Source organism: Myceligenerans salitolerans (assembly GCF_017349295.1).
GTDB classification, from domain to species: Bacteria; Actinomycetota; Actinomycetes; order Actinomycetales; family Cellulomonadaceae; genus Myceligenerans; species Myceligenerans salitolerans.
Window position 1 is genome coordinate 107,788 of sequence record NZ_JAFMPK010000046.1, and the last position, 26,635, is coordinate 134,422.

The following is a 26,635-nucleotide window of genomic DNA, read 5'->3' on the forward strand; positions in this document are numbered from 1 at the left end:
GCGTCGTCCCTCCGATCGGTGCTGGTGCCTGCTCGCGTCCGGCGACAGCATTGACGGCATGCGGACGGACACGACAAGGCCCCCAGCGGACACCGCTGTGCGCGGCACGGCACTGAGCGTGCGCGGCCTGCGCAAGTCGTATCGCGCGCGCGGGGCCGCGAGCGCGACCGGGTCACGGCAGGTGGCGGCCGTCGACGGCCTGGACCTGGACGTCGAACGCGGTGAGATCTTCGCCGTCCTCGGCCCCAACGGCGCGGGCAAGACCACCACCGTCGAGATCCTCGAGGGATTCCGCGAACGGGACGCGGGTGACGTCTCCGTGCTCGGCGAGGATCCGGCGCGCGCCGGCCGTGCGTGGCGCGCCCGGATCGGCGTCGTCCAGCAGGACTCACGCGACCTGGGTGAACTGACCGTCGCGGAGATGGTCGGCACCACGGCACGGTACTACCCCCGTCCCCGCGACCCGGCCGAGGTGATCGACGCCGTCGGCCTCACGGAACACGCGCGCAAGCGGACCCGCGCCCTGTCGGGCGGCCAGCGACGCCGCCTCGACGTCGCGCTCGGCATCGTCGGGCGGCCGGAGCTGCTCTTCCTCGACGAGCCCACCACCGGGTTCGACCCGCAGGCGCGACGCTCGTTCTGGGACCTGGTCACCAGCCTCCGGGACGACGGCGCGACGATCCTGCTGACCACCCACTACCTGGAGGAGGCGGCGTACCTCGCCGACCGGGTCGTCGTCATCGACCGCGGGCAGGCGGTCGCGTCCGGCGAACCGGACGGGCTCGGCGGGCCCCACGCGCGCACCCCGCTGGTCACCTGGCTGGACGACGGCGAACGACGGTCGCTGCGCACCGACCGGCCCACCGGGGCGGTGGCGAGGATCGCGCACGAGGTCGCGGCTCCGGATGGCGAGATCCCCGGACTCACGGTCACGCGGCCGACCCTGGAGGACGTCTACCTGGACCTGATCGGCGACGGCGATCCCGCCGGGAACGAGGAGCAGCGATGACCACCAGCACCCGTGACTCGGTGAGCCCCGTCCGAACCCACCCGCTGCCCGGCCCGATCGCCCTCGGCCTCGTGCGCATGCGCGTCGAGCTGCTCGGGTTCGTGCGCGAACGGGACGCGATGATCTTCATCTTCGCCTACCCCCTGATCATGATGGCGATCTTCGCCTCGGTGTTCGGAGGTGAGGAGCAGGTGTTCGACGTCGGTGCCGGGAGCATGGAGATCAACTTCGCCCAGTACTTCCTGCCCGGCATGGTCGCCACCGGCGTCATGCTGTCCAGCTTCCAGACCGTGGCGATCTCGATCGCCGTCGAACGGGACGACGGCACGCTCAAGCGCCTGCGCGCCACACCCCTGTCCGCGCTCTCGTACTTCCTCGGCAAGGTGGGGCAGATCCTCCTGGTCTCGGTCGTACAGACGGTCGCGCTCGTCGCGCTCGCGGCGCTCGCCTTCGACGTCCCCATGCCGGACGGCGTCCGCTGGTGGACGTTCGCCTGGGTGTTCGCCCTCGGGACCGCGACAGGGGCGGTCTGCGGAGTGGCCTTCTCGACCGTCCCGAGGTCCGGCAGATCGGCATCGGCCGTGGTCACGCCGGTCGTCCTGGTGCTCCAGTTCATCTCCGGGGTCTTCTTCCCCTACCCGTCCCTGCCGGACTGGATGCAGCAGGTCGCACAGGTCTTCCCGCTGAAGTGGCTGGCTCAGGGGATGCGGTCGGTGTTCCTGCCCGACGAGTTCGCCACGGTCGAGACGGCGGGCGAGTGGCAGCATCTTCTCATCGCGGTCGTGCTCGGCCTGTGGCTGATCGCAGGACTCGTGATCGGCGTACGGACGTTCCGTTGGCGGAGGCGCGACGACGGGTGAGGCGACGGAGGGGGAGCGCGGTGGCAGGCGACGCGGTGACCGGACACGACGAGGACCTTCCCGCTCCGGGTGGCCCGTACGCCGCCTGGGAGAGGATGGTCGTGTGGTGGGACGTCGCGTTCGTCGCGATCCTGCTCCTGACGGCGATCCAGATCGCCGTCGGGGGAGCGCGGGGCACCGACCTGCTGCTGTCGTGCGTGGCCGTCGCCGCGATCGGCCTCGCGTACGCGGGATGGGGAGGTCCGGCCGCGCGCTCGCGGAACCAGAAGGCCGCGGTGGCCTACCTCGTGGTGGTGGTGATCGGCACGGGAGCGGCGCTCACGCGCTCGGGGGACGCCTCGCTCCTGCTGTTCGCGGCGTTCGCGCACTGCTGGATGTTGCTCGACCGACGCGGCTGGTCGGTCGTCGCCAGTGCGGCCCTCGCCCTGTCGGCGTCCCTCGGGATCCTGGTCCGCGAGGGTTTCACGCCGCGGACGATGACGGCCGTCCCGGCCCAGATGGGCGTGGTCCTGGTGTTCGCCGTCGGGCTGGGGATGTGGGTGGCGTGGACGATGCGCAGGGGCGAGGAGCACGCCCGCCTGGTCGACGAGCTACGGGCCGCGCAGGACGCCCTGGCTCGGTCGCACCACGCGGCCGGCGTGGAGGCCGAGCGTGCCCGAATCGCGCGGGAGATCCACGACACTCTCGCGCAGGGGTTCACGAGCGTGGTCATGCAGGCGCAGGCGGCGTCGGCGGTGCTGGACGTCGACGGCGGTGCCCAGGCGGCGCGCGACCGCCTCCGCCTCATCGAGGAGACCGCGCGGGACAACCTCGACGAGGCCCGGGCGCTCGTCGCAGCGTTCGCGCCGGCACCGCTGAAGGAGAAGTCGCTCCTCGAGGCGCTCGGCCGGCTCGTGACCCGGTTCGGCGACGAAACCGGCCTGGAGGCATGGTTCGTCGTCGACGGCGTCCTGAACCTGCCCCCGTCGGCCGAGGTGGTGCTGCTGCGGGTGGCGCAGGAAGGACTGGCCAACGTGCGGCGGCACGCGGGCGCCGGCGCGGTCGAGGTCCGCCTGACCCGCGTGGACGATACGGTGCTTCTCGAGGTGTCCGACGACGGCCGCGGCCTCCCCGGGGGGTTCGGGCTGGGAGCCGGCGAGGGTTTCGGGTTGTCGGGCATGCGGGAACGCGTTGCGATGGCGGGCGGCGACCTGTCGATCGGTCCGGGCCGGACGGGCGGCACGGTGCTGGTGGCACGGCTGCCGCTGAACGACGCGGAGGACCGGGGTCGCCGTACGGGCGCGACGGAAGGGCGGCAGGGATGATCCGAGTTCTGGTGGCCGACGACCATCCCGTGGTGCGCTCCGGTCTGGTCGGCATGCTGGGCGTCGAACCCGATCTCGAGGTGGTCGGCGAGGCGGACGACGGCGCCGAGGCGGTCGCCCTCTCCCGCGAGCTCGCCCCCGATGTCGTGCTGATGGATCTCCGGATGCCCGTGCTCGACGGCGTGGGAGCGACGACCCGGATCCGCGCGGCGGAATCCCCGCCCCGCGTCGTGGTCCTGACCACCTACGACACCGACGCCGACATCCTGCGCGCCGTCGAGGCCGGAGCCACGGGCTACCTGCTCAAGGACACTCCTCGCGCCGACCTGGTCGCCGGGGTCCGCGCGGCGGCCAGAGGGCAGACGGTGCTGGCACCGAGCGTGGCCACCCGCCTGGTCTCGTCCGTGCGGACCGACCGGCTCACGCCCCGTGAGGTCGAGGTGCTCACCCTGGTGGCGAGCGGTCACTCCAACGCGGAGATCGGCGCCCAGCTGTTCATCACGGAAGCCACCGTGAAGACGCACCTGATCCGTGTCTTCACCAAGCTGGACGTCCAGGACCGCACCGCGGCGGTCTGGGTCGCCCGCGAGCAGGGCTGGCTCCGCTGAGTCGCTGGACACCACCACTACGTTGAGGGCATGGCTGCTCAAACGACCCACCGGGGCACCCCGATCACGTCGGCCGCGGAGCTGGAGGACATCGTCGGCCGGGCGACGTACCCCGCGCGCGACAAGGTGCGCACCGTGCTGCACGAGCTCGACAAGGCGTTCCTCGCCGCCTCCTCACTCGGTTTCGTCGCGACGGCCGACCCCGGCGGCGGCCTCGACGTGTCGCCCAAGGGCGACCCCGCCGGCTCGTTCGCCGTCGTCCTGGACGACCGCACGATCGGGATCCCGGAGCGCCCGGGCAACCGCCGCGCGGACGGGTTCCACAACCTGCTGACCGACCCCCGCATCGGCCTGATCTTCCTCGTTCCCGGCCGTGGAGACACGCTCCGGATCAACGGCACCGCGCGTGTCGTGCGCGACGCGCCGTGGTTCTCCGACGTCCAGGTGCGCAACCACGTCCCGGCCATCGGTCTCGAGATCGAGATCGCCGAGGTGTTCTACCACTGCTCGAAGGCGTTCCTGCGGTCGAAGGCCTGGGAACCGGACACGTGGGAACCGGACGCCGCCCCGCGCCGGGCCGTCATCTCGAAGGAACTGGAACGCAAGGACCAGTCGCTCGCCGAGGTCGAGAAGCACTACGGCCCGGGGTACGCGGAGAAGATCTACGGATGACCCGTCCCTGACCGGGTCCTGTGGCGGGCTGCGACGGCAGGGGACGACCGGGCGGGATGGCGGACCGGAGAGCCCGGCCGTCGCCAGCCCACCTATCCTCGTCTCGTGAGCGACCCCTTCAAGAGCGTGACCCGGGAGATCTTCTCCCGGATGCCCGAGCACAAGATCGATCCCACCATGGCACGCGTCGAGCGCGTGCTCGAACTGCTGGGCGACCCCCACCGCACGTTCCGGGCGGTCCACATCACCGGCACCAACGGCAAGTCCTCGACCGCCCGCATGGTCGAGTCGCTGGTCCGGGAGCACGGCCTGCGGACCGGCCTGTTCACCAGCCCTCACCTGTCGAGCGTCACCGAGCGCATCCAGATCGACGGTGAACCGCTCGACGAGGACCGCTTCGTCGAGGTCTTCGAGGACGTCGCCCCGTACATCGGCGTCGCCGACCGCGAGTCCGAGGCCGACGGTGGCCCGCCCCTGAGCTTCTTCGAGGTCCTGACCGTCATGGCGTTCGCCGCGTTCGCCGACGCGCCGGTCGACGTCGCCGTCGTCGAGGTCGGCCTCGGGGGTACCTGGGACTCCACGAACGTCGTCGACGCACCGGTGGCGGTCCTCACGCCCGTCGCGATGGACCACGAGAGGTGGCTCGGGCACAGCATCGCGGAGATCGCCGCGGAGAAGGCCGGGATCATCAAGGACGGCGCGACGGCGATCGTCGCCGCCCAGCGTGAGGACGCCGACATCGAGATCCGTGCCCGCGCCGAGCGGACCGGTGCCCGTCTGATCCGTGAGGGGGTCGATCTGGAGGTCGCCGGCCGGCAGCTCGCCGTCGGCGGACAGCTCGTCGCCCTGCGCACGCCCGGCGGGCTGTACACGGACGTGTACGTGCCCCTGCACGGCGAACATCAGGCGCACAACGCCCTGCTCGCGCTCGCCGCGACCGAAGCGCTGATCAGCGGCGGCAAGGCGCTCGACGGCGGCGTCGTCGAGAGTGGTTTCGCGCAGGCCAGCAGTCCCGGGCGGCTGGAGGTGGTGCGGTCGAGCCCCACCATGATCGTCGACGCCGCGCACAACCCGGCCGGCGCCGAGGCCATGGCGGAGACGCTGGAGGAGGCGTTCGACCTCCGGCGGGTCATCGGGGTCGTCGGCATCATGGCGGACAAGGACGCCGAAGGGCTGCTCGCCGTTTTGGAACCGTCCCTCGCGGAGATCGTGGTCACGCGGAACAGCAACGAGCGTTCCATGGAACCCGAGGAACTCGCGGAGGTCGCGAACGAGGTCTTCGGCGAGGACCGGGTGCACGTCGCGGCAGACCTCACCGAGGCGATCCAGATCGCGACGGACCTCGCGGAGGCGGGGGACGACGTCGGGGTCGGGGCGGGCAGCGCCGTGCTGGTGACGGGGTCCGTCGTCACGGTCGCCGACGCCCGCACGCTGCTGCGCCGGTGAGAGGATGGTCGTACCCGCGCCGACGAGGAAGGGACCAGCCGTGAAGAAGCTGCTCAACGATCCCGAGAACGCCGTCGCCGATTCGCTGGCGGGATTCGCGCTGGCCCACGCCGACCTGGTCCAGGTGCACCACGATCCCACCTATGTCGCGCGCGTCGGCGGCGCCACCACCGGCAAGGTGGGTCTGGTCAGCGGTGGAGGCTCCGGCCACGAGCCGCTGCACTGCGGTTTCGTCGGTGACGGCATGCTCGACGCCGCCGTGCCGGGCGCCGTGTTCACCTCGCCGACGCCCGACGGCATCCTGCCCGCACTGCACGCGGCCGACGGCGGGGCGGGCGTACTGGCCATCGTGAAGAACTACACGGGCGACGTGCTCAACTTCGACCTTGCCGTCGAGCTCGCGGAGGCCGAGGGCGCGCGTGTCGCCACGGTGCTGGTGAACGACGACGTCGCCGTCGAGAACTCGACGTTCACGGCGGGGCGCCGCGGCGTGGCGGGCACGCTCTGCGTCGAGAAGATCGCCGGCGCCGCGGCCATGCAGGGCGGCGATCTGGACGACGTGACCCGGATCGCCCAGCACGTCGTGGACAACGTGCGGAGCATGGGTGTCGCGCTCACTGCCTGCACCGTCCCGCACGTGGGCGGGCCGAGCTTCGACCTGCCGGACGACCAGATGGAGATCGGTATCGGGATCCACGGCGAGCCGGGCCGTCGGCGGGTGCGTACGGCCCCAGCGGACGAGGTCACCCGGATGCTGCTCGACCCGGTGGCCGACGACCTCGAGCTGTCTCGCGGGGAGCGCGTGTTGCTTTTCGTCAACGGAATGGGCGGCACCCCCGCCTCGGAGCTCTACGTGGTCTATGGTCGAGCGCGGCGCCTGCTCGAACAGCGGGGCGTGACGGTGGCTCGCTCGCTCGTGGGCAGCTACGTCACGTCGCTCGAGATGCAGGGCGCGTCGGTGACCGTGCTGCGGTTGGACGACGAGCTCGAGGCGCTCTGGGATGCTCCCGTGCACACGGCCGCGCTGCGCTGGTGACCGGATGCTCGCGAGCAGACCGGGTGAAAGTCCGATTTGCCGACTCCACGGCACGACTGGAGGCATGAGGTGATGCTGCGGTGACGCTGGATGCTGACTGGGCGGAGCGCTGGATCCGGCGGACCGCCGACGCGGTCGCCGACAGGCGTGACGAGCTGACCGCGCTGGACCGGGAGATCGGTGACGGCGACCACGGCGAGAACCTCGTCCGCGGCTTCCGCGCGGTGGTGGCCAAGCTGGACGCCAGGCGTTCCGAGGCCGACGGTTCCGTGGGGTCACCGCGCCTGGTCGGCGACGTCCTCAAGCTCACCGCGACCACGCTCATGTCCACCGTCGGTGGTGCCTCCGGCCCTCTCTACGGCACCGCGTTCCTCCGGGCGGCGAAGGTGACCGGCCACGAGGCGATCGACACCCGCACGATCGTGGCCATGCTCGAGTCCGCGCTGGACGGGATCACCGCCCGCGGCAAGGCCGAACCGGGGGAGAAGACCATGGTCGACGCCTGGACGCCCGCCGTCGAGGCCGCTGAGCGCGCCGCCGGCGAGGGGGACGAGGCGGATGCCCTCCGAGCCGCCGCGGCGGCCGCGGACGCCGGGGCGACCGCGACCATTCCGCTCGTGGCCACCAAGGGCCGTGCTTCCTACCTCGGGGAACGCAGTGCCGGGCACGAGGATCCGGGCGCGCGCTCGACCGCGCTCCTGTTGGCGGCCGCTGTCTCGGCACTCGACGAGGAGACGGTATGACGGTCTCGATCGTCCTCGTGTCGCACTCGGCGGCGATGGCGCGCGGACTCGCGGAACTGGCGGGCCAGATGGCCCCTGACGTCACTCTCGTTCCCGTCGGCGGGCTGCCCGACGGCGGTCTGGGCAGCGCCCTCGACGACGTGACGGCAGCCCTGCGCCGGGCCGCCGCGGCGGCGTCCGACGTCGTCGTGCTGGCCGACCTCGGTTCGTCGGTGCTGACGGTCGACTCGGCGCTGGAGCTCGACGACGAGCTCGCCTCGGTCGCCGTCCTGGCACCCGGCCCGTTCGTCGAGGGCGCGGTCGCCGCGGCGGTCGCGGCGCACGGCGGCTCCGACGTGCACGGTGTGGTGACGGCCGTGCGCGACGCCGGGAGGACGTTCGCGAGAGCCGCCGGCGGGGCGTCGCTGGAGGCTGCCGACGAGGACGCCGGGCCCGGGGCGGCGGGCGTGCCGGCGGACGAGAACGGCAGCGTCACCACGACGGCGACTCTGCGCAACCCGCTCGGGCTGCATGCCCGCCCGGCCGCGCTGGTGTCCCGGAAGGTGGCCGAGCTGGGTGCCTCGGTGCTGGTCGACGGCGTGGACGCGTCCAGCGTGCTGCAGCTCATGGCGCTCGGTGCGACGCAGGGCCGGGAACTGACGATCACGGTGAGCGGACGGGACGCGGCCGGCGCGGCCGAGGTCCTCGCGGAGATGATCGGCTCCGGTTTCGGCGAGGTGTGATGCCCGCCGGCCGGTGAGGTGTGATGCCCGCCGGCCGGTGCAGAATATTCCGATGAGCGAGAACGGACCGGGCCGGCGCGAGCTCAACAAGCGCGCGCGTCGAGGTGCCATCATCGACGCCGCCCAGCGTCTCGTGCGGGAACACGGGTACGACGCCGTGACCACCGGGCGGATCGCCGCCGAGGCAGGGGTCTCGCCGCGGACCTTCTTCAACTACTTCGACACCAAGGACGAGGCGGTCATCGGGATCCGGACCGACGTGGGCCTGGATCCGGACGCCGCCCGCAGGTTCGCCGCGGGCGGTCCCACCGGTCATCTGCTCACCGATCTGCGCGCCCTGATCGGGGACATGCTGGACCAGCTGGGGGACGAGCCCGCGCGCGTGCGGGCGGCCGTCGAACTCGTGCGGCGCGAGCCCCGGCTGCTGCAGCACCACCAGGACGCCATCGAGCGACATCGCACGGAACTGCTCGCACTGCTGGAGGAACGGCGGGCGGCGGCTCCCTTCGTGGCGGACGCCGAGACGGTCCTCGCGGCCGCCGGTGCCGTCGTGCAGGCCACCACCCTCGCGTGGGTGCGGTCCGGCGGAGGACACGGCGTCCAGGTCCACATGCCGGAGGCGATCGACGAGTTGCGGTCCGTTCTCTGCGAGGAGGCGCCGGTTCCGGGGACCCGCCCCGGTGCGGATATCGTGGCGGGGTGAGCAAGGACCGACCCGCCCCGGGTGATCGCATCAAGGCCAGGCCCTCCGCGCTGGTGCAGTTCACCTCCACAGTCCTGGCCTGCGAGGCCGTACTGGTGCTGTTCGTGACCCTGGTCGCCTTCGGGCTGCGCGACCTCGCGTACGAGCGGGGGCCGCTCCAGTCCGACTCGGCGGCCGTCGTGTGGGGCGTGGGCGGCGGCCTCGCCCTGCTGCTCCTGGTCCTGTCCCGGCTGACCGGGCGTCCTGCGGGGCTCGCCGCCGGGACCGTCGCGCAGGTCCTGGTGCTCGCCACGGGGCTGGCCGTACCTCTGGCGACCGTCGTCAACCTGGTGTTCGTGCTGCTGTGGGTGATGGCGGTGCGCCTCGGTGTGCGCATCGACCGGGAACGTGCCGCGTACGACGCCGATCACCCGGAGACGGCGCCCAACGTCTGACACGCGCCCCGTCTCGGCCGGGGCGCGTGACGGCAGGGGGCTCTCCGTCCGGCGATCTCCGTCCTGCCGTCCCACTACGCTGGGCCCATGACCGACGTCGCCACCGAGAACCTGACCACCGAGAACGCCGAGGCGCCCGTGGCCGAGCGGACGCTCGTGCTCGTCAAGCCCGACGGCGTGCGCCGCGGCCTGTCCGGCGAGATCCTGCGTCGCATCGAGGCCAAGGGGTACACCCTGCGCGCCGTGCGCCTGCTCCGGCCCACGTCCGAGGTGCTGCACCAGCACTACGCCGAGCACGAGGGCAAGCCGTTCTTCGAGCCGCTGGTGGAGTTCATGATGTCGGGTCCCGTGCTCGCCGTGGTCGCCGAGGGCGAAGGCGTCGTTCCCGGCTTCCGCTCGCTGGCCGGTGCCACCAACCCTACGGAGGCGGCGCCCGGGACGATCCGCGGGGACCTCGGCCGAGACTGGGGCACCAAGGTGGTGCAGAACCTCGTGCACGGCAGCGACTCGCCCGAGTCGGCGTCGCGCGAGATCTCCCTCTGGTTCCCCGAGCTCTGAGCGCGGGAGCCCGGCGGCTCGGGGCCTCCGCTCACCCGTGCCGGCCAGGTGCGTGACCAGGCCGACCGGTCCCCGGCCGCCGGACTCCGGTAGCGACCACGCGAGGACGCGAGGTGCGAGCGCCCGCAGCGTGGGAGCCCGGCGGCTCGGGAGAACGGAGACACGCCGTGTGTGACGGATTTCGCCGCGTGTCCAGTTAGGGTTGGCCGGTGCATCTCAAGACGCTCACGCTGCGGGGCTTCAAGTCCTTCGCGTCGGCGACAACGCTGAACCTCGAGCCCGGGATCACCTGCGTGGTGGGCCCCAACGGCTCGGGCAAGTCGAACGTCGTCGACGCGCTCTCCTGGGTGATGGGCGAGCAGGGAGCGAAGTCGCTGCGTGGCGGCAAGATGGACGACGTCATCTTCGCCGGCACGTCCGGTCGCGCCCCGCTCGGCCGCGCCGAGGTCAGCCTCACCATCGACAACACGGACGGCGCGCTGCCGATCGACTACACCGAGGTCACGATCAGCCGGACGCTGTTCCGCACGGGTGGCTCCGAGTACGCGATCAACGGCTCGTCGTGCCGCCTGCTCGACATCCAGGAACTGCTGAGCGACTCCGGCATCGGCAGGGAGATGCACGTCGTGGTGGGACAGGGGCAGCTGGACGCCGTCCTGCGCGCGACACCCGAGGAACGGCGCGGCTTCATCGAGGAGGCCGCGGGTGTTCTCAAGCACCGCAAGCGCAAGGAGAAGGCGCTGCGGAAGCTCGACCAGATGCAGGGCAACCTGGCTCGGCTCGCCGACCTCACCGCCGAGCTGCGCCGCCAGCTCGGTCCCCTGGGACGCCAGGCCGAGGCGGCCCGGAAGGCGCAGACCGTGCAGCGTGACCTGCGCGACGCGCGTGCCCGGCTGCTCGCGGACGACCTCGCCCAGCTCCAGGCCCAGATCGAGGCGGATCTCGCGGACGAGAACGCCCTGCGCGAGCGGCAGGCCCAGGCGGAGGCCGGGCTTGCCGAGGCGCGGGCCGAGTTGTCCCGCCTGGAGCAGTCGGCGTCGGCCACCTCCACCGAGGTGAGCCGTGCGGGTGACACGCTCTTCGCGCTGTCCCAGACGCGGGAGCGCCTGCGCGCGCTCCAGTCCCTGGCAGACGAGCGCGCCCGTCTGCTCGGCACGACGGAGCCCGCTCACCACACGGGACAGGACCCCGACGACCTGGAGGCGCAGGCCGCCCGGGCGCGTGCCGGCGAGGAGGAGCTGGCCGCCGAGGTCGAGATCGCCCGCGAGGCCGTGGAGGCGGCCGTCGAGGAGCGTGCGGAGGCGGAGTCGGCGGCCCAGGAGGCTGAACGCGCGCACGGCACCCTCCTGCGGGCGGCGGCGGACCGGCGTGAGGGCATGGCGCGCCTGGCCGGCCAGGTCGCGGCGCGGCGGAGCCGGGTCGAGGCCGCGGAGTCCGAGCTGGCCCGCCTGAGGGAGGCCGTCTTCGAGGCCGAGCACCGTGCCGAGGAGACGAGCCGCGAGTTCGCGGCCCTCGAGAGCGAGGTCTCGGGCGTCGAGGAGGGTGAGGAAGGCCTCGACGTCGCGCACGAGGCGGCCGTGGCGAACCTGGAGCTGGCCAGGGGCGCCGTCGAGCGGCTCACCGCCGAGAAGGCGACCGCCGAGAAGGAGCGAGGCGCCGCGGCGGCGAAGGTCGAGGCGCTGGAACTCAGCCTGGACCGCAAGGACGGCGCGGGGACGTTGCTGGCGGCGAACCAGCCCGGCGTGCTCGGCTCGGTCGCGGCGCTCCTGGGTGTCGAGCCCGGATGGGAGGACGCCGTGGCCGCCGCCCTCGGTCCGCTGGCGGACGCGGTGGCGGTGTCGGGCCTGGACGCGGCGGTGGACGCCCTGCGTCTGCTGCGCGACGAGGACGCGGGACGCGCGAGCCTGGTGGTGGGCGCGTCGCCGTCCGAGCAGTTGCCCCGGCCGGACGTGACGCTTCCCGACACCGTCCGCTGGGCGGCCGACGTCGTGCACGCCGCGGGCCCCGCAGAGGCGGGGCTGCGCACGATCCTGCGCGACGTCGTCGTGGTGGACGATCTTGCCCGCGCCCGCGCCTTCGTCCGGGAGAACCCCGAACTGGTCGCCGCGACCCGTGCCGGCGACCTGCTCGGTGGCGCCCGGGCGTGGGGCGGTTCGGCCGCCGCGCCGAGCGTGCTGCATCTGCAGGCGGCACTGGACGAGGCCAAGGCCGCCCGTGACGACGCGGCCGTCCGTCAGGAGAGCGCGGAGACGCATCTGGCGGCCGCCCGTGCGGAGCTCGAGGCGGCGAAGACCCGGCACGACGAGACACTGGCCAGGCTCAACGAGTCGGACGCCGCGATGGCCGCGGCGGCGGAGCATCTTGGTTCGCTGCGAGCTTCCGCACGGTCCGCACGGGAGGAGGCGGAGCGCCATCGCGCGGCCCTGGAGCAGGCGATGGCCCGCCGCGAGGAGGACGAGATGGACCTCGCGGCCCTCGTCGAGCGCCTGGAGACCGCCGAGGAGGAGCCGGAGCAGGCGGCCGAGTCACTCGACGAGGCGCAGGCCCGTCGCGACGAGACCGCGGCGGCCGCGACCGAGGCGCGTGCTCGCGAGACGGAGGTGCGGCTGGCCCTGCGCACGGCCGAGGAACGCGCACGCGCGGTGTCGGGCAGGGCACAGGCGCTGGCGCACGCCGCCCAGCAGGAACGTGAGGCCCGGGCTGCCGCCGCGCAGCGGGCCGCCGCCCGGCAGCGGGACGCCGCCCGGGCGGTGGTGGTCCGCCAGGCCACCGCCGTGGCGCTCGAACGCATCGACCGTTCCCTGGCGCGGGCGCAGGAGGACAAGGCCGCAGCCGAGGAGGCCCGGGCCGCGGGCAACGCGCAGCTCGGTGCGGTTCGTGGGACGGTCGAGTCGCTGACCGCGGAGCTGCGCGAGCTGACGGACGTCGCGCACAAGGACGAGGTCGCCCGGGCCCAGCAACGCCTTCGCCTGGAGCAGCTCCAGGCGCGCGCGGTCGACGAGCTCGGCACCGACCCGGACGTCCTGGTCGAGGAGTTCGGCCCGCACCAGCCCATCCCGGTCTACGACGGCGACGCCCCGGCCCGTCGCCGGGCGCGCCGCGCGGTCGTGGAGCGGGACGACGAGGGCAACCCGGTCCGCTACGAGGGCGATCCCGCCCTGCCGCGCGGCGCGGCGGCGCGGGCGGAGGCCATCGAGCTGCGCGTTGCGGCACTGCGGGAGTTCGGCCTGGACCCGGCGGACCCGGAGGCGGCCAAGATCGTTCAGGAGGTCGCCGGGGCCGAGCCGGAGCGTGAGGAGGGGGCGCCGGAGGCGGGCGGTGAGGAGTCCGCGACCGAAGGCGGCACCTCGTCCGATCGCCGGCCGAAGCCGGACCGGATGGTCCCGTACGTGCGCGAGGAACAGGAGGCCCGCCTGAAGAAGGCGGAGCGGGCGCTGGCGCGTCTCGGCGCGGTGAACCCCCTGGCTCTCGAGGAGTTCGCGGCGTTGGAGGAGCGGCATCAGTTCCTGGAGACGCAGCTCGCCGACCTGAAGAAGTCGCGGGAGGACCTGCTGCAGATCGTCTCCGACATCGACGAGCGGGTGCAGCAGGTGTTCGCGGAGGCCTTCCAGGACACCGCGAACATGTTCCTGGAGATCTTCCCCCGGCTGTTCCCGGGCGGTGAGGGCAAGCTGCGCCTGACGGATCCGTCCGACCTGCTGACCACCGGCATCGAGGTGGAGGCCCGGCCGGCCGGCAAGAAGGTCAAGCGGCTCTCGCTGCTGTCCGGTGGCGAGCGGTCGCTGGCGGCCGTCGCGTTCCTGGTGTCGATCTTCAAGGCGCGGCCCAGCCCGTTCTACATCATGGACGAGGTCGAGGCCGCCCTCGACGACGTCAACCTCGGCCGGCTGATCGAGATCTTCAAGGAGCTGCAGCGCGACAGCCAGCTGATCGTGATCACCCACCAGAAGCGCACCATGGAGGTCGCGGACGCGCTGTACGGCGTGACGATGCGCGGCGACGGGGTCACGACCGTCATCAGTCAGCGGATGGGCGAGCGCGAGACCGTGATGTCCTGAGCCGCCGGGCTCGCACCGCCTGTCCCTGAGCCACCGGGCTCGGCCCTGCGGCCGCCGGCAGAAGGTGTCCCGGTCCCGCGCCCGGCCGCCAGGGGTGGGCTGCCTGGTGCGGTGTGGTAATTCTGACTATCGTTCGGCGCGTCCGTTGGGGCATCTGACAAAAGTTCGGGAGACAATAACGTCATGTGGTGGTCGGTCCTCCTGCTCGTCGTGTGTCTCCTGTTGGCTGCCGGGGTGTTCCTGGTGGCCAATGTCATGGACGCCGCGGACGGCAATCAGCGGGCCGACTCGTTCCCCGGCCGCTTCCGCGCCGGATGGCAGCGGGTGGCCGGCGGCGGCTGGCCCCGGCAGACCGGTCGGGTGAAGGGCGCGTCGGCGGTGGCCACGCACGCCGTGGGCGCTCCGTCGGTGTGGGTCGGCAAGCCGGGCCAGGCACGCAAGGGGGACGAGGCCGCGCCCGTCGACATGGAGATGTCGGAGTTCTTCCAGGCGACCGTCGAGGACAAGCCGGGCTACATGGACGCGGAAGAGCTCCAGGGGCTGCTCGGCAAGGCGCGTGACCAGGCGACCAAGGCCGTGAACGTGCCGATCCAGACGGTGAAGCCGGTGCTCAGCGATCCGCGGACACTGCAGAACTTCGTGCCGCGGCCGTTGCGTCCCGGGGGTGAGCGGCAGGGGGACAAGCCCTCCTGACGGCCCCGCCTCCGGCACCCGGGGGCGACGTCTGGGAGAATCTTCGGCGTGAACGAAGTTCCCTGGATCGAGATCATCGTCGGACTCGTCGCGGTCGCCTCCGGCGGCGGCCTGATCGGCTGGCTGCGAGCCCGCCGGACCAAGGACAGGCGGTCGGACGAGACGGCCGGCGGAGTCGACACCGCGGAACGGCCCGACCGGGGTGCCGAGGAGATCACCTCCGACGGTGACGAGGTCGGCGGGACGTCGTCGGGCACGGTGGTGATCCATGAGCCCGGGGAAGCGGCGGCGCAGACCGCGCCGCCGGCGGAGCCGGCCGCCGAGAAGCCCGCCGTCGAGAGACCGGCACCGGTCGCGGGACGGCTCGTGCGGCTCCGTGACCGCCTCGCCAGATCGGGTTCGCCGCTCGGGGCGCGGCTGCTGGAGGTGCTGTCCCGCGACTCGCTCACGGAGGACGACTGGGACGAGCTCGAGGAGGAGCTCCTGCTCGCCGACATCGGTGCCGGTCCCACCACCGAACTCCTCGACAACCTGCGGACGCGTGTGCGTGTGCTGGGTGTGCGTGAGCCCTCCGCCGTGCGCGAGCTGCTGCGCGAGGAGCTCGTCGCGCTCGTGGGCGCGGACATGGACCGGTCCCTGCACCTCGAACCGGGCTCCGGCGAGAACGGGACGCGGCTGCCGGCGGTCGTGCTCGTGGTCGGCGTGAACGGAACGGGCAAGACGACCACCGTCGGAAAGCTCGCGCGCGTCCTGGTGGCGGAGGACAAGTCGGTGGTGCTGGGCGCCGCGGACACGTTCCGCGCTGCGGCCGCGGACCAGCTGACCACCTGGGGGGCGCGGGTCGGCGTCGAGACCGTGCGGTCGGACAAGGAGGGCGCGGACCCGGCGTCGGTGGCGTTCGACGCCGTGGCGCGCGGCCGCGACGACAAGGCCGACGTCGTGCTGGTCGACACGGCGGGGCGCCTGCAGAACAAGGCCGGGCTCATGGACGAGCTCGGCAAGATCGTGCGGGTGGCGTCGAAGATCGCCGTACCCAGCGAGGTGCTCCTCGTGCTGGACGCGACCACGGGCCAGAACGGTCTCACGCAGGCTCGCGTCTTCGCGGAGGTCGCGGGTGTCACCGGCATTGTGCTGACCAAGCTGGACGGTACGGCGAAGGGCGGCATCGTGGTGCAGGTGCAGCGGGAGCTCGGTGTCCCGGTGAAGCTCGTCGGCCTGGGCGAGGGACCGGACGACCTGGCACCGTTCGACGCGGCGGACTTCGTGGACGGCATCCTCGGCTGAGCGCCGGGACCGTCTCCGGTTGCTCCGGGACACGGATGTGTCCAAATGGTGAGAACCTGTGCACGGGCCGTGAAGTCACGTGAAGATCGCGATGCCATCACGATCGGGTCACGATGCGGAGAGAAATTTCGCCCACTACGGGCACGAAATCAAGTATTTACACCCTCCCGCTCTGCGTCACGCACCCGTAACACCAATGCCGGTCCTGTGTAACGACACTTGGGGAGCGTGATGCGGGTCCAGCCACTCCGGGCTGGCATAGGGAGGAACAAGCTTATGGAACCCGTTCTGGATTCCGGAGTCTCCGCGTGGATGCTGGTGTCGGCATCACTGGTGCTCCTCATGACCCCCGGCCTGGCGTTGTTCTACGGCGGCATGGTGCGTGGCAAGTCCGTTCTCAACATGATGATGATGTCGTTCTCGGCGATCGCCGTGGTCGGGGTCATCTATGTGCTGTGGGGCTGGTCGATGTCGTACGGGCCGTCGGTCGGCGGGATCTTCGGCAACCCGTTCGACCAGTTCGGCCTCGGCGGCAACTTCGACCCCGTCTCGTTCGTGGACGAGGAGGCGGGCACGTACTTCCCGACGCTGGTCGACGTGGGCTTCCAGGCGACGTTCGCCATCATCACCGTGGCGCTGATCTCCGGTGCCATCGCGGACCGCGTCAAGTTCAGCACGTGGATCGTCTTCTCGGCCCTGTGGGTCACGGTGGCCTACTTCCCGATGTCCCACATGGTGTGGGGAGGCGGCCTGCTGTCGGACGAGGGCCCGTTCGTCTTCGGTGACGCGGCACCGATCGACTTCGCCGGTGGAACCGTGGTGCACATCAACGCGGGTGTGGCGGCGCTCGTGCTGGCGCTGATCGTCGGCAAGCGCAAGGGATTCGGCAAGGAGCCGATGCGGCCGCACAACCTGCCGTTCGTCATGATGGGCGCGGCGCTCCTGTGGTTCGGCTGGTTCGGCTTCAACGCGGGCTCGGCCTACACCAGCGGCGACGACGCAGGTCTGGCCTGGGTCAACACCACCACCGCCACCTGCGCCGCCATCCTCGGCTGGCTGCTCGTGGAGAGGATTCGGGACGGCGCGCCCACCTCGCTCGGTGCGGCCTCCGGCATCGTGGCCGGCCTCGTCGCGATCACCCCCGCGGCGGGCGACGTCACTCCGCTCGGCTCGATCGCCGTCGGTGCGGTCGCCGGTGTGCTCAGCGCGTTCGCCGTCAGCCTGAAGTTCAAGTTCGGCTTCGACGACTCGCTCGACGTGGTGGGCATCCACCTCGTCGCCGGCCTCTGGGGCACGGTGTCGCTCGGCTTCCTCGCCGACTCGACGGGGCTCTTCTACGGCGGCGGCGTGGCGCAGCTCGGTGTGCAGGCCGTCATCGCACTCGTCGCGATCGCCTTCTCGGCCGTCGTGACCGTGATCATCGGTTACCTTCTCAAGACCACCATGGGCTGGCGCGTCACCGAGCAGGAGGAGATCGACGGAATCGACCTCGCCGTGCACGGCGAGACCGCGTACGAAGGTGTCGGCTCGACCATCAGCGAGGTGCGCTGACCCGGCCTGGTCCGGGACAGCGACCTTACGACCAGGAAGGTACGTGCATGAAGCTCGTCACTGCAGTCATCCAGCCGCACCGGCTCGACGACGTGAAGTCGGCCCTCGAGTCCGCGGGTGTCCGCGGGATGACCGTCTCCGAGGCAAGCGGCTACGGCCGTCAGAAGGGTCACACCGAGGTCTACCGCGGCGCGGAGTACACCGTCGACCTGGTGCCGAAGGTGCGCATCGAGGTCCTGGTCTCCGACGAGGACGTCACCCCCGTGACGGACGCCATCGTCGGCGCGGCCCAGACCGGCAAGATCGGGGACGGCAAGGTGTGGACGGTGCCCGTCGACGACGTGGCCCGTGTCCGTACGGGTGAGCACGGCGACGCCGCGCTCTGACGACGAGGGGCTCGCGGGGGACAGGGCCGGGATGACGGCACCCGCCCCCGCCGGTCACCGGGAACGTCGACATGAACACTGACCGCTCGGCCGCGCTGAACGGGCACGAGCCGGAGGCCCCGCATCCCGTCCAGGGGATGCGGGGCCTCCGCGACGAACTGCTCGCCATCGCCTCGGAGACGACGGGGCCGCAGGACTCGGGCCCGCACCGCCGGGCCGCACTCGTGCGGCACGTGACGGACCGGCTCGCCACGCTCTGGGAGTACGCGACCGAGGGCGTCCCACCCACCGGCGCCGCGCTGGCCGCGGTCGGCAGCCTCGGCCGCGGCGACCTGGGGCCGATGAGCGACCTCGACCTCGTGCTCGTGCACGACGGCCGCACCCACGGCGACGAACGGCTCGGCCGGATGGCCGAGCGCCTCTGGTACCCGCTGTGGGACTCCGGCATCGACCTCGACCACTCCGTCCGCTCCCTGGCCCAGTGCCGCAAGGTGGCGTCCCAGGACCTGCCGGCGGCCGTCTCGTGGCTCGACGTCCACGTGATCGCGGGTGACGCCACCCTGGTGCACCGCGCCGCGACGGGCGTCCTGACCGACTGGCGGGACGCGGCGCGCCGCCGCCTGCCCGAGCTCCTCGGGACGGTGCGGGAGCGCGCTGAGCGCTCCGGCGAGCTCGCCTATCTCATCGAGCCGGATCTCAAGGAGGCCCGCGGCGGCATCCGCGACGCCGTCGTGCTCTCGGCGCTGGCCGCGACCTGGCTCACCGATCGTCCGCACGGCATGGTCGACGACGCCTACGAGCACCTGCTCGACGTACGCGACGCACTGCAGGTGACCGCCCGGCGCCGGACCACACGGCTGCTCCTGTCGGACCTCGAGGAGGTCGCCGGCCGCTGCGGGTACGGCGACGGCGACGACCTCCTCGCGAGCCTGGCGGCCGCCGGGCGTGAGATCTCGTACGCGCTCGACTCCACCGTGCGCCGTGCTCGCAAGGCGCTGGACCGCAGGCCGATCGGGAAGCCCCTGGTGATCCGCGGCCGCAGGAAACCGCCGCGGCTGCGCCCGGTGGGCGAAGGCCTGGTGGAGCACGACGGCGAGCTGGTGCTCGGTGTGGACGCGGATCCGGCGTCGGACGCCCAGCTCTCCCTCCGGGCCGCCGCCACGGCGGCCCGGACGGGCCTTCATCTCTCGCCCGTGACGATCTCCTCCCTGCGCGGCTGCCCGCCGCTGCCCGAGCCGTGGCCACCCGCCGCCCGGGCCAACCTGCTGGCGCTGCTCGCGTCGGGCAGTGCGCAGGTGCCCGTGTGGGAGGCCCTGGACCTGGCGGGTGTCGTGACCACCTGGATCCCGGAGTGGGCCGACGTGCGCAACCGGCCCCAGCGTGCGGCGATCCACCGGCACACCGTGGACCGGCACCTCGTCGAGACGGCGCGTCTGGCGGCCCGCCTCAAGCGCGGTGCGACGTTCGGGGACGACGACGGCGGTACCACGAACGACGACGGCGGTGATCTCCTCCTGCTGTCCGCGCTCCTGCACGACATCGGCAAGGTGCGCGGGGCCGCCGACCACTCCGTCGAGGGAGCTCGCCGCGTGCCCGCCGTCCTGCGGCGGATGGGCTTCGAACGAGCAGTGTCCGACGACGTCACCCGGCTGGTCCGGCATCACCTGGTGCTCTCGGAGCTGGCCGTGGGTGGCGATCACGACGACCCGGCCACGCTGGCCACGCTGCTGGACGCCGTCGACCGTCGCACCGACCTGCTCGACGTGCTGCGCCTGCTCACCGAGGCGGACTCCACGTCGCTGGGACCGAAGGGCTGGACCGCCTGGCGGGCCTCCCTGGTCGACGGCCTGACCCGGCGGGCCCGGGAGGCGCTGCGGGGATGAACTGCGGGCGCGCCCGGTGTCGCGGGTACCCTGGACCCCGTGTTCAACTCCCTGTCCGACCGGTTGACCCAGACGTTCAAGAACCTGCGTTCGCGCGGGCGCCTCTCCGAGGCGGACATCGATGCCACCGTGCGCGAGATCCGGCGTGCGCTGCTCGACGCGGACGTCGCCGTGCCCGTGGTGCGCGAGTTCACGCGCGCGGTGCGGGAGCGGGCGCTGTCGGCGGAGGTGTCCGGCGCTCTCAACCCGGCGCAGCAGGTCGTCAAGATCGTCAACGACGAGCTGGTCACGATCCTGGGCGGCCGGACCCGGCCCCTCAACCTGGCCAAGACGCCGCCCACGGTCATCATGCTCGCCGGTCTGCAGGGTGCCGGTAAGACGACGCTCGCGGGCAAGCTCGCCCTCGCCCTCAAGGAGCAGGGGCACACGCCCTTGCTGGTCGCCGCCGACCTGCAGCGCCCGAACGCCGTGAACCAGCTCTCCGTGGTCGCCGAGCGTGCCGGTGTGCCGGTGTTCGCGCCGCACCCGGGCAACACGTCGTCGGCGGACGACCCCGCGGCCGACGCGCCGCTGATCGGCGACCCCGTGGGTGTCGCACGTGACGGTGTCGCCGAGGCGCGCGCCAAGCTGCACGACGTCGTGATCGTGGACACCGCGGGACGTCTGGGCATCGACGAGGTCCTGATGCGGCAGGCCGCGGACATCCGCGAGGCCGTCACGCCGGACGAGGTCCTGTTCGTCATCGACGCGATGGTCGGCCAGGACGCGGTGAACACGGCGAAGGCGTTCGCGGACGGCGTCGACTTCACCGGTGTCGTGCTGTCCAAGCTCGACGGCGACGCGCGCGGTGGCGCCGCGTTGTCGGTCGCGCAGGTGACCGGCCGGCCGATCATGTTCGCCTCGACGGGCGAGAAGCTGACGGACTTCGAGGTCTTCCACCCCGACCGGATGGCGTCCCGCATCCTCGACATGGGTGACGTCCTCACCCTCATCGAGCAGGCCGAGAAGGCGTTCGACACCGAGCAGGCCGAGAAGATGGCCCAGAAGGTGGCCACCGGCGAGGACTTCACGCTCTCGGACTTCCTGGTCCAGATGCAGCAGCTGAAGAACATGGGGTCGATGAAGAAGATGCTCGGCATGCTGCCGGGCATGGGCCAGATGCGAGAGCAGCTCGAACAGTTCGACGAGCGCGAGGTGGACCGCATCGAGGCGATCGTCCGGTCGATGACTCCCGCCGAGCGGGACAACCCGAAGATCATCAACGGTTCCCGCCGGGCCCGGATCGCCCGCGGTTCCGGGACCTCGGCGAACGCCGTCAACCAGCTGCTCGACAGGTTCTCGCAGGCGCAGAAGATGATGAAGCAGATGGGTCGTGGCGGCGGTATGCCGGGCATGGGCCCCGGCGGCATGCCCGCGATGCCGGGCGGGCCGGGTATGGGCATGGGCAAGAAGTCACGCGGCAAGACGCAGCCCCCGAAGAAGAAGAAGGGGAAGTCCGGGAACCCGGCGAAGCGCGCGCAGCAGGAGCGGGAGGCCATGCAGCGCGCCCTCGGCGGCGGCCCGCAGTCGTCCGCGCCGGCCGGCGCGGCGTTCGGCAAGGCCGGTGAGGACCAGGCCCCGCCGGACATGGAGGCGCTCGAGAAACAGCTCGGCAAGTTCCTGGGCCGGTGAGCACTTCCGTGTCGGACGCCCCGACCCTGCACATCCGCGGAAACGTTCTCCTCGACGACGACCGTGAGGTGGGCGACCTGTGGGTACGGGGCGGTCGCGTCAGCCTGACCCGCCCTTCGGCACAGGGCGCGGGCATGCGCGTGATCGAGGGCTGGGTGCTGCCGGGGCTCGTCGACGTCCACTGCCACATCGGCCTGGCCGCCGAGGGGCCCGTGCCGCACGACGTCGCCTTGCGCCAGGCGATCACCGACCGCGACTCGGGCGTGCTGGTGGTGCGGGACGCCGGCTCGCCGTCGGACACGCGGTGGGTCCAGGCCCGCACGGACCTGCCCCGGCTCATCCGCGCAGGAAAGCACCTGGCGCTCACGAGACGTTACCTGCGTGACTTCGGCCACGAGCTGGACGACCCGTCCGACCTGCCCGAAGCCGTCCGCGAGCAGGCCGTGCGCGGGGACGGCTGGGTCAAGCTCGTCGGGGACTGGATCGACCGGTCGCTCCCGGGCGGGGGAGACCTGACCCCGCTCTGGCCGCCCGACGTGCTGGCCCGGGCCGTGGCCGGGGCGCATGCCGAGGCCGCGCGCGTCACGGTGCACACGTTCGCGACCGAGACCGTCGATGCCCTGCTGGACGCCGGCGTGGACGGCATCGAGCACGGCACGGGCATGACGGGGGAGCAGATCTCGCGGGCCGCGGCGGCGGGTGTCGCGGTGACGCCCACGCTGCTCCAGGTCGCACGGTTCGAGGAGATCGCGGCTCAGGCGGAGTCGAAGTACCCCCTGTTCGCGAAGCGGATGCGCCACCTGCACGCCCGCCGTTACGAGCAGGTGCGCGACCTCTACGACGCGGGCGTCCGGCTGCTCGTCGGGACGGATGCGGGCGGAACCATCGCGCACGGCCGGATCGCGGACGAGTGCGCGGAACTCGTCGCCGCTGGCATTCCGGCCGCCGAGGTCGTGGCGATGGTCTCGTGGCGGGCGCGCTCGTTCCTCGGCCTCGGGTCGGTGGTCGAGGGGGCGAGTGCCGACCTCGTCGTGTACCCGGAGGACCCGCGCGAGAACATCGACGTACTGCGCTACCCCACGGCGATCGTGCTGCGCGGCGAGCTGTACTGAGCTTTTCGACCGTGTCTCCCCCGCAGACGCGGCAGTTGGTGGGCCTCTGCGCCGTCTGGCACAATGTCCGGGTACTCGGTGCGCCCGGGCCCCTCTCACCCGCGCGCGCCCGGTCCCGACCTCAGCCGCCGGACCACCCCCACGGCCCGGCGGTACGGGTCACCCATTCTGAGAACCAGGAGAGACCACTTCGTGGCCACCAAGATTCGTCTGAAGCGCTTCGGCAAGATCCGGGCGCCCTACTACCGCGTCGTCATCATGGACTCGCGGACCAAGCGCGACGGTCGCGCCATCGAGGAGATCGGCAAGTACCACCCCACCGAGGAGCCGTCGCTCATCGAGATCGACTCCGAGCGCGCGCAGTACTGGCTCGGTGTCGGCGCACAGCCGACCGAGCAGGTCGCGGCCCTGCTGAAGATCACGGGTGACTGGCAGAAGTTCAAGGGCCTGCCGGGCGCCGAGGGCACGCTGCGCACCAAGGGCGAGAAGGCGGACGCCACCGCCGCGATCGACGCGGTCCACGCCGAGGCCGAGAAGGTCAAGGCCGACGCCGCGGCCAAGGCCGACGCCGCTCCGGCGGAGAGCGCCGAGACCCCGGCCGAGACCGAGGCCTGATGCTCGCGGACGCCCTCGAGCACCTGGTGCGTGGGATCGTCGACAACCCGGACGACGTCCGCGTGTCCGCGAAGACGCTGCGCCGGGGAGACCTGCTCGAGGTCCGCGTGCACCCGGACGACCTCGGCCGCGTGATCGGCCGGGGCGGCCGGACGGCGCGTGCGCTGCGGTCGGTCGTCGGGGCGCTCGCGGCCGACGGCTCGGTCCGCGTCGACGTCGTGGACGTCGACCGGCGCTGACGAGAACGAAGCACACGGGGCCCGGTCCGAGGACCGGGCCCCGCAGTCTTGTGATGCGGGTGCTGCCCGTCTCACGAACCGAGGAGTCTCAGATGGAGCTCACCGTCGCCCGGGTCGGGCGTGCTCACGGGTTGAAGGGCGAGGTCTCGCTCGACGTGCGCACGGACGATCCCGCCGAGCGGCTCGGCGTCGGCCAGGTGCTGCGGACCCTGCCGCCCGAGGCCGGCCCGCTGACGGTGACGCGGTCCCGCGTCCATCAGGACCGCTGGGTGGTGATGTTCGCCGAGGCAGCCGACCGGACGGCCGCCGAGCGGCTGCGTGGCGTCGAACTCGTGGTCGACGTGGACGCCTCCGACGAGGAGGACGCCTGGTACCCGCACGAGCTCCGCGGGCTGCGCGCGGAGCTCGTCGACGGGACCGTGGTCGGTGAGGTCGTCGGCCTCGATCACCTTCCCGCCCACGACGTCCTCGTGCTGTCCGAGCCGCTGCCCACCGGCAAGGTCCGCACGCTCGTCCCGTTCGTCAGGGCCATCGTGCCGACGGTCGACGTAGCCGGCGGCCGGGTGGTGCTCGATCCGCCGGGTGGTCTCCTGGCCCGGGACGCGGAGGAGGGTTCGCCGTCCGAGCCCGGCGCCGACCCGGACGTCGCCGACGGGAGCGTCTGACGTGCGGATCGACGTCGTCACGATCTTCCCGGAGTACCTCGCGGCGCTCGATCTGTCGCTCGTCGGCAAGGCGCGGCAGCGAGGTCTGCTGGACCTGCGCGTGCACGACCTGCGGGACTGGACCGCGGACCGGCACCGCACGGTCGACGACACCCCGTTCGGGGGCGGCGCCGGCATGGTCATGCGGCCCGATGTGTGGGGGCGTGCCCTGGACGACGTGCTGGGCACGGCGCCGCCCGAAGGTCCCGCGGGGTCGCCGTCGTCTCCCGGCGGCGACTCGCCGCCGCCGGGCGCCACCACCTTGATCCTGCCGACCCCGTCCGGTGAGGTCTTCACCCAGCGGCACGCCGAGGACCTGGCGACCGCGGACCGTCTCGTCCTCGCCTGCGGCCGGTACGAGGGGATCGACGCGCGGGTCGCCGAGCACTACCGGACCGGCGGACTCGACGTGCGGGAACTGTCCATCGGCGACTACGTGCTGAACGGGGGCGAGGTCGCCGCCCTGGTGATGATCGAGGCCGTCGCGCGCCTGGTGCCCGGGATGGTGGGCAACCCCGAGTCCCTGGTGGAGGAGTCGCACGGCGCCGCGGGGCTGCTCGAGTACCCCGTGTACACGAAACCCCCACGGTGGCAGGACCTCGAGATCCCGGAGGTGCTGCTCTCCGGCCACCACGCCCGGATCGACCGGTGGCGCCGGGACGAGGCTCTGCGCCGGACCGCCCGGCGTCGGCCGGAGATGATCGCGGCCCTCGACGGCACGGCGCTGGACAAGAAGGACGTGGCCCTGCTGGCGGAGCTCGGCTGGAGCGTGTCCGACGACGGCCGCGTGGTGGCTCTGCCCGAGGGCGAGGGGGCGACGGACCGGGGTGCCGGGCCTGCCGGGTGACACCACATCGGTGTGCCGACGGTCCGGTTCCGCTGTGGCAGAATAGTTCCTCGGCGCGTCGGCGGTCAGGTCTCTGCCACAGGGGACGGCCGCCGGGTCGGACCCGGCACGATCGCCAGCACGACTCGCCACCTCACATCAGCCCAGTCGGCCGCGGGCATCCGCGGCCGCGAGATTCGCGCCTGACCTGTGGCAGGCCCGGAGAAGAACGATGCAGAAGCTCGACAGCGTCGACGCCGCCTCGCTGCGCGACGACATCCCGGAGTTCCGCGCCGGCGACACCCTGAAGGTCAACGTCAAGGTCATCGAGGGCAACCGCTCCCGGGTCCAGGCGTTCCAGGGCATCGTCATCCGCCGCCACGGCGGTGGTGTCGGCGAGACGTTCACGGTCCGCAAGATCAGCTTCGGTGTCGGCGTGGAGCGCACCTTCCCCCTGCACGCCCCGACGATCGACTCGATCGAGGTCGTGACCCGCGGTGACGTCCGCCGGGCGAAGCTGTACTACCTGCGCAGCCTGCGTGGCAAGAAGGCCAAGATCAAGGAGAAGCGCGAGACCGTCGCCTCCTGATCCGCCCCGCCGCCGGCCGGGTGGGTGGTTGCGTCACGCAACGATCCACCCGGCCGGCGGCGTGTGGTGCGGGTCTTCACAGGAGCGTGCACTACAGTCGTGAAGGCTCGTGAGCCTTGATCCGACCGAGACGACAAAGTGAGATCAGTGACGACTTACCCCGTGGCGCAGCACGCGAACTCTTCGAGCAGAACCCCGAGGGAGCAGTCCGGCGGGCTCGCGGTGCTCAAGGAGATCGCGATCATCGTGATCAGCGCCCTGGTGCTGTCGTTCCTGATCAAGACGTTCCTGGTGCAGTCCTTCTACATCCCGAGCGCGTCGATGGAGGACACGCTCGTCACCGGCGACCGGGTCATGGTCTCTCGCCTGACGCCGAGCATCGTCGACCTGCAACGCGGAGACATCGTCGTGTTCGTGGACCCGGGTGGGTGGCTGCAGCCCTACACGCCACCGGACCGCGGCCCCGTCGGCAACGCGATCACGGCCGGCCTGACCGTCGTGGGACTGCTCCCGTCCGACACCGGGGAGCACCTGATCAAGCGCGCCATCGGTCTTCCCGGTGACCACGTGGTCTGCAACGACAAGTGTGCCGAGTCCGGTGGGCCGGTGCGGGTCAACGGTGTGCCGATCGACGAGTCGCTGTATCTCAAGCCGGGCAACACCGCCAGTGCGGGCAAGCCGTTCGACGTCACCGTGCCGGACGGCATGCTGTTCGTGATGGGTGACCACCGGCAGAACTCCGCCGATTCACGGTTCAACACCAGCAAGCCCGGCGGTGGGTTCGTCCCCGTGGACAACGTGGTCGGGACGGCGTTCTCGACCGTCTGGCCGCTCGACCGCATGGAGTGGCACTCCAACCCCGCGAGCGTCTTCGTGGACGTCCCGGACGCGACCGAACCGGCGCCGCGGCCGTCCGCCTGACCGGAAGC

26 protein-coding genes are annotated in these 26,635 nt (G+C 72.0%); all 26 read left to right on the top strand.

From position 1 onward, the window contains the following. Positions 1-58: 58 nt before the first annotated feature. A complete protein-coding gene (locus J0911_RS13260; protein ID WP_207275934.1) occupies positions 59-1,009 on the top strand; it encodes an ABC transporter ATP-binding protein in 951 nt (316 codons plus the stop codon). Next, on the top strand, positions 1,006-1,869 hold the full coding sequence (locus J0911_RS13265; protein WP_207275935.1) for an ABC transporter permease: 864 nt from the start codon (positions 1,006-1,008) through the stop codon (positions 1,867-1,869). Before J0911_RS13260 ends, J0911_RS13265 begins: the two co-directional genes overlap by 4 nt. Positions 1,870-1,889: 20 nt before the next feature. Continuing rightward, positions 1,890-3,173: a sensor histidine kinase gene (locus tag J0911_RS13270; RefSeq protein ID WP_307865073.1), complete on the top strand. Its 1,284-nt coding sequence runs from the start codon at positions 1,890-1,892 to the stop codon at positions 3,171-3,173. Next, positions 3,170-3,781: a response regulator gene (locus J0911_RS13275; RefSeq protein ID WP_207275936.1), complete on the top strand. Its 612-nt coding sequence runs from the start codon at positions 3,170-3,172 to the stop codon at positions 3,779-3,781. Before J0911_RS13270 ends, J0911_RS13275 begins: the two co-directional genes overlap by 4 nt. Positions 3,782-3,811: 30 nt before the next feature. Further along, positions 3,812-4,453, top strand: a complete 642-nt coding sequence (locus J0911_RS13280) for an MSMEG_1061 family FMN-dependent PPOX-type flavoprotein (RefSeq protein WP_207275937.1) — start codon at positions 3,812-3,814, stop codon at positions 4,451-4,453. Positions 4,454-4,603: 150 nt separating this feature from the next. Beyond that, entirely contained in the window at positions 4,604-5,899 is a 1,296-nt protein-coding gene (locus tag J0911_RS13285; protein WP_242636729.1) for a bifunctional folylpolyglutamate synthase/dihydrofolate synthase, read from the top strand. 40 nt (positions 5,900-5,939) lie between these two features. Next, positions 5,940-6,935, top strand: a complete 996-nt coding sequence (dhaK, locus tag J0911_RS13290) for a dihydroxyacetone kinase subunit DhaK (protein ID WP_207275938.1) — start codon at positions 5,940-5,942, stop codon at positions 6,933-6,935. An 80-nt stretch (positions 6,936-7,015) separates the two neighbouring features. Then, entirely contained in the window at positions 7,016-7,678 is a 663-nt protein-coding gene (gene dhaL, locus J0911_RS13295) for a dihydroxyacetone kinase subunit DhaL (protein ID WP_207275939.1), read from the top strand. Then, entirely contained in the window at positions 7,675-8,400 is a 726-nt protein-coding gene (dhaM, locus tag J0911_RS13300; protein WP_207275940.1) for a dihydroxyacetone kinase phosphoryl donor subunit DhaM, read from the top strand. Before dhaL ends, dhaM begins: the two co-directional genes overlap by 4 nt. A gap of 52 nt (positions 8,401-8,452) precedes the next feature. Next, on the top strand, positions 8,453-9,103 hold the full coding sequence (locus tag J0911_RS13305) for a TetR/AcrR family transcriptional regulator (RefSeq protein WP_207275941.1): 651 nt from the start codon (positions 8,453-8,455) through the stop codon (positions 9,101-9,103). Further along, positions 9,100-9,537 (top strand): DUF4233 domain-containing protein, encoded by a 438-nt coding sequence (locus J0911_RS13310; RefSeq protein ID WP_207275942.1) that lies wholly within the window; start codon positions 9,100-9,102, stop codon positions 9,535-9,537. The genes J0911_RS13305 and J0911_RS13310 overlap by 4 nt, the downstream gene beginning before the upstream one ends. A gap of 87 nt (positions 9,538-9,624) precedes the next feature. Beyond that, positions 9,625-10,095, top strand: a complete 471-nt coding sequence (gene ndk / locus J0911_RS13315) for a nucleoside-diphosphate kinase (protein ID WP_207275943.1) — start codon at positions 9,625-9,627, stop codon at positions 10,093-10,095. Between the two features lie 209 nt (positions 10,096-10,304). After that, a complete protein-coding gene (gene smc / locus J0911_RS13320; RefSeq protein WP_207275944.1) occupies positions 10,305-14,153 on the top strand; it encodes a chromosome segregation protein SMC in 3,849 nt (1,282 codons plus the stop codon). Between the two features lie 183 nt (positions 14,154-14,336). Then, a complete protein-coding gene (locus tag J0911_RS13325; RefSeq protein ID WP_207275945.1) occupies positions 14,337-14,846 on the top strand; it encodes a hypothetical protein in 510 nt (169 codons plus the stop codon). A gap of 48 nt (positions 14,847-14,894) precedes the next feature. Beyond that, positions 14,895-16,130, top strand: coding sequence for a signal recognition particle-docking protein FtsY (gene ftsY, locus J0911_RS13330; RefSeq protein WP_207275946.1), 1,236 nt, complete (start codon positions 14,895-14,897; stop codon positions 16,128-16,130). A gap of 276 nt (positions 16,131-16,406) precedes the next feature. Continuing rightward, positions 16,407-17,681, top strand: coding sequence for an ammonium transporter (locus tag J0911_RS13335; protein ID WP_207275947.1), 1,275 nt, complete (start codon positions 16,407-16,409; stop codon positions 17,679-17,681). Between the two features lie 47 nt (positions 17,682-17,728). Next, complete coding sequence (locus J0911_RS13340) at positions 17,729-18,067, top strand: P-II family nitrogen regulator (RefSeq protein ID WP_207275948.1); 339 nt, start codon at positions 17,729-17,731, stop codon at positions 18,065-18,067. A gap of 71 nt (positions 18,068-18,138) precedes the next feature. Further along, positions 18,139-19,950, top strand: coding sequence for a [protein-PII] uridylyltransferase family protein (locus J0911_RS13345; RefSeq protein WP_207275949.1), 1,812 nt, complete (start codon positions 18,139-18,141; stop codon positions 19,948-19,950). A 39-nt stretch (positions 19,951-19,989) separates the two neighbouring features. Continuing rightward, positions 19,990-21,621: a signal recognition particle protein gene (gene ffh, locus J0911_RS13350; protein WP_207275950.1), complete on the top strand. Its 1,632-nt coding sequence runs from the start codon at positions 19,990-19,992 to the stop codon at positions 21,619-21,621. Further along, the gene (locus J0911_RS13355) at positions 21,618-22,733 is read left to right on the top strand and encodes an amidohydrolase family protein (RefSeq protein WP_307865074.1); all 1,116 of its coding nucleotides are present in this window, start codon (positions 21,618-21,620) and stop codon (positions 22,731-22,733) included. The genes ffh and J0911_RS13355 overlap by 4 nt, the downstream gene beginning before the upstream one ends. Before the next feature lie 192 nt (positions 22,734-22,925). Next, entirely contained in the window at positions 22,926-23,348 is a 423-nt protein-coding gene (gene rpsP / locus J0911_RS13360) for a 30S ribosomal protein S16 (protein ID WP_207275951.1), read from the top strand. Then, positions 23,348-23,587: an RNA-binding protein gene (locus J0911_RS13365; protein ID WP_123815114.1), complete on the top strand. Its 240-nt coding sequence runs from the start codon at positions 23,348-23,350 to the stop codon at positions 23,585-23,587. Before rpsP ends, J0911_RS13365 begins: the two co-directional genes overlap by 1 nt. 92 nt (positions 23,588-23,679) lie before the next feature. Beyond that, entirely contained in the window at positions 23,680-24,252 is a 573-nt protein-coding gene (gene rimM / locus J0911_RS13370; protein WP_207275952.1) for a ribosome maturation factor RimM, read from the top strand. Position 24,253: 1 nt separating this feature from the next. Continuing rightward, a complete protein-coding gene (gene trmD, locus J0911_RS13375) occupies positions 24,254-25,138 on the top strand; it encodes a tRNA (guanosine(37)-N1)-methyltransferase TrmD (RefSeq protein WP_207275953.1) in 885 nt (294 codons plus the stop codon). A 211-nt stretch (positions 25,139-25,349) separates the two neighbouring features. Continuing rightward, positions 25,350-25,706, top strand: a complete 357-nt coding sequence (rplS, locus tag J0911_RS13380; RefSeq protein ID WP_207275954.1) for a 50S ribosomal protein L19 — start codon at positions 25,350-25,352, stop codon at positions 25,704-25,706. 147 nt (positions 25,707-25,853) lie between these two features. Beyond that, positions 25,854-26,627, top strand: a complete 774-nt coding sequence (lepB, locus tag J0911_RS13385) for a signal peptidase I (RefSeq protein WP_307865075.1) — start codon at positions 25,854-25,856, stop codon at positions 26,625-26,627. The last annotated feature ends 8 nt before the right edge of the window (positions 26,628-26,635 follow it).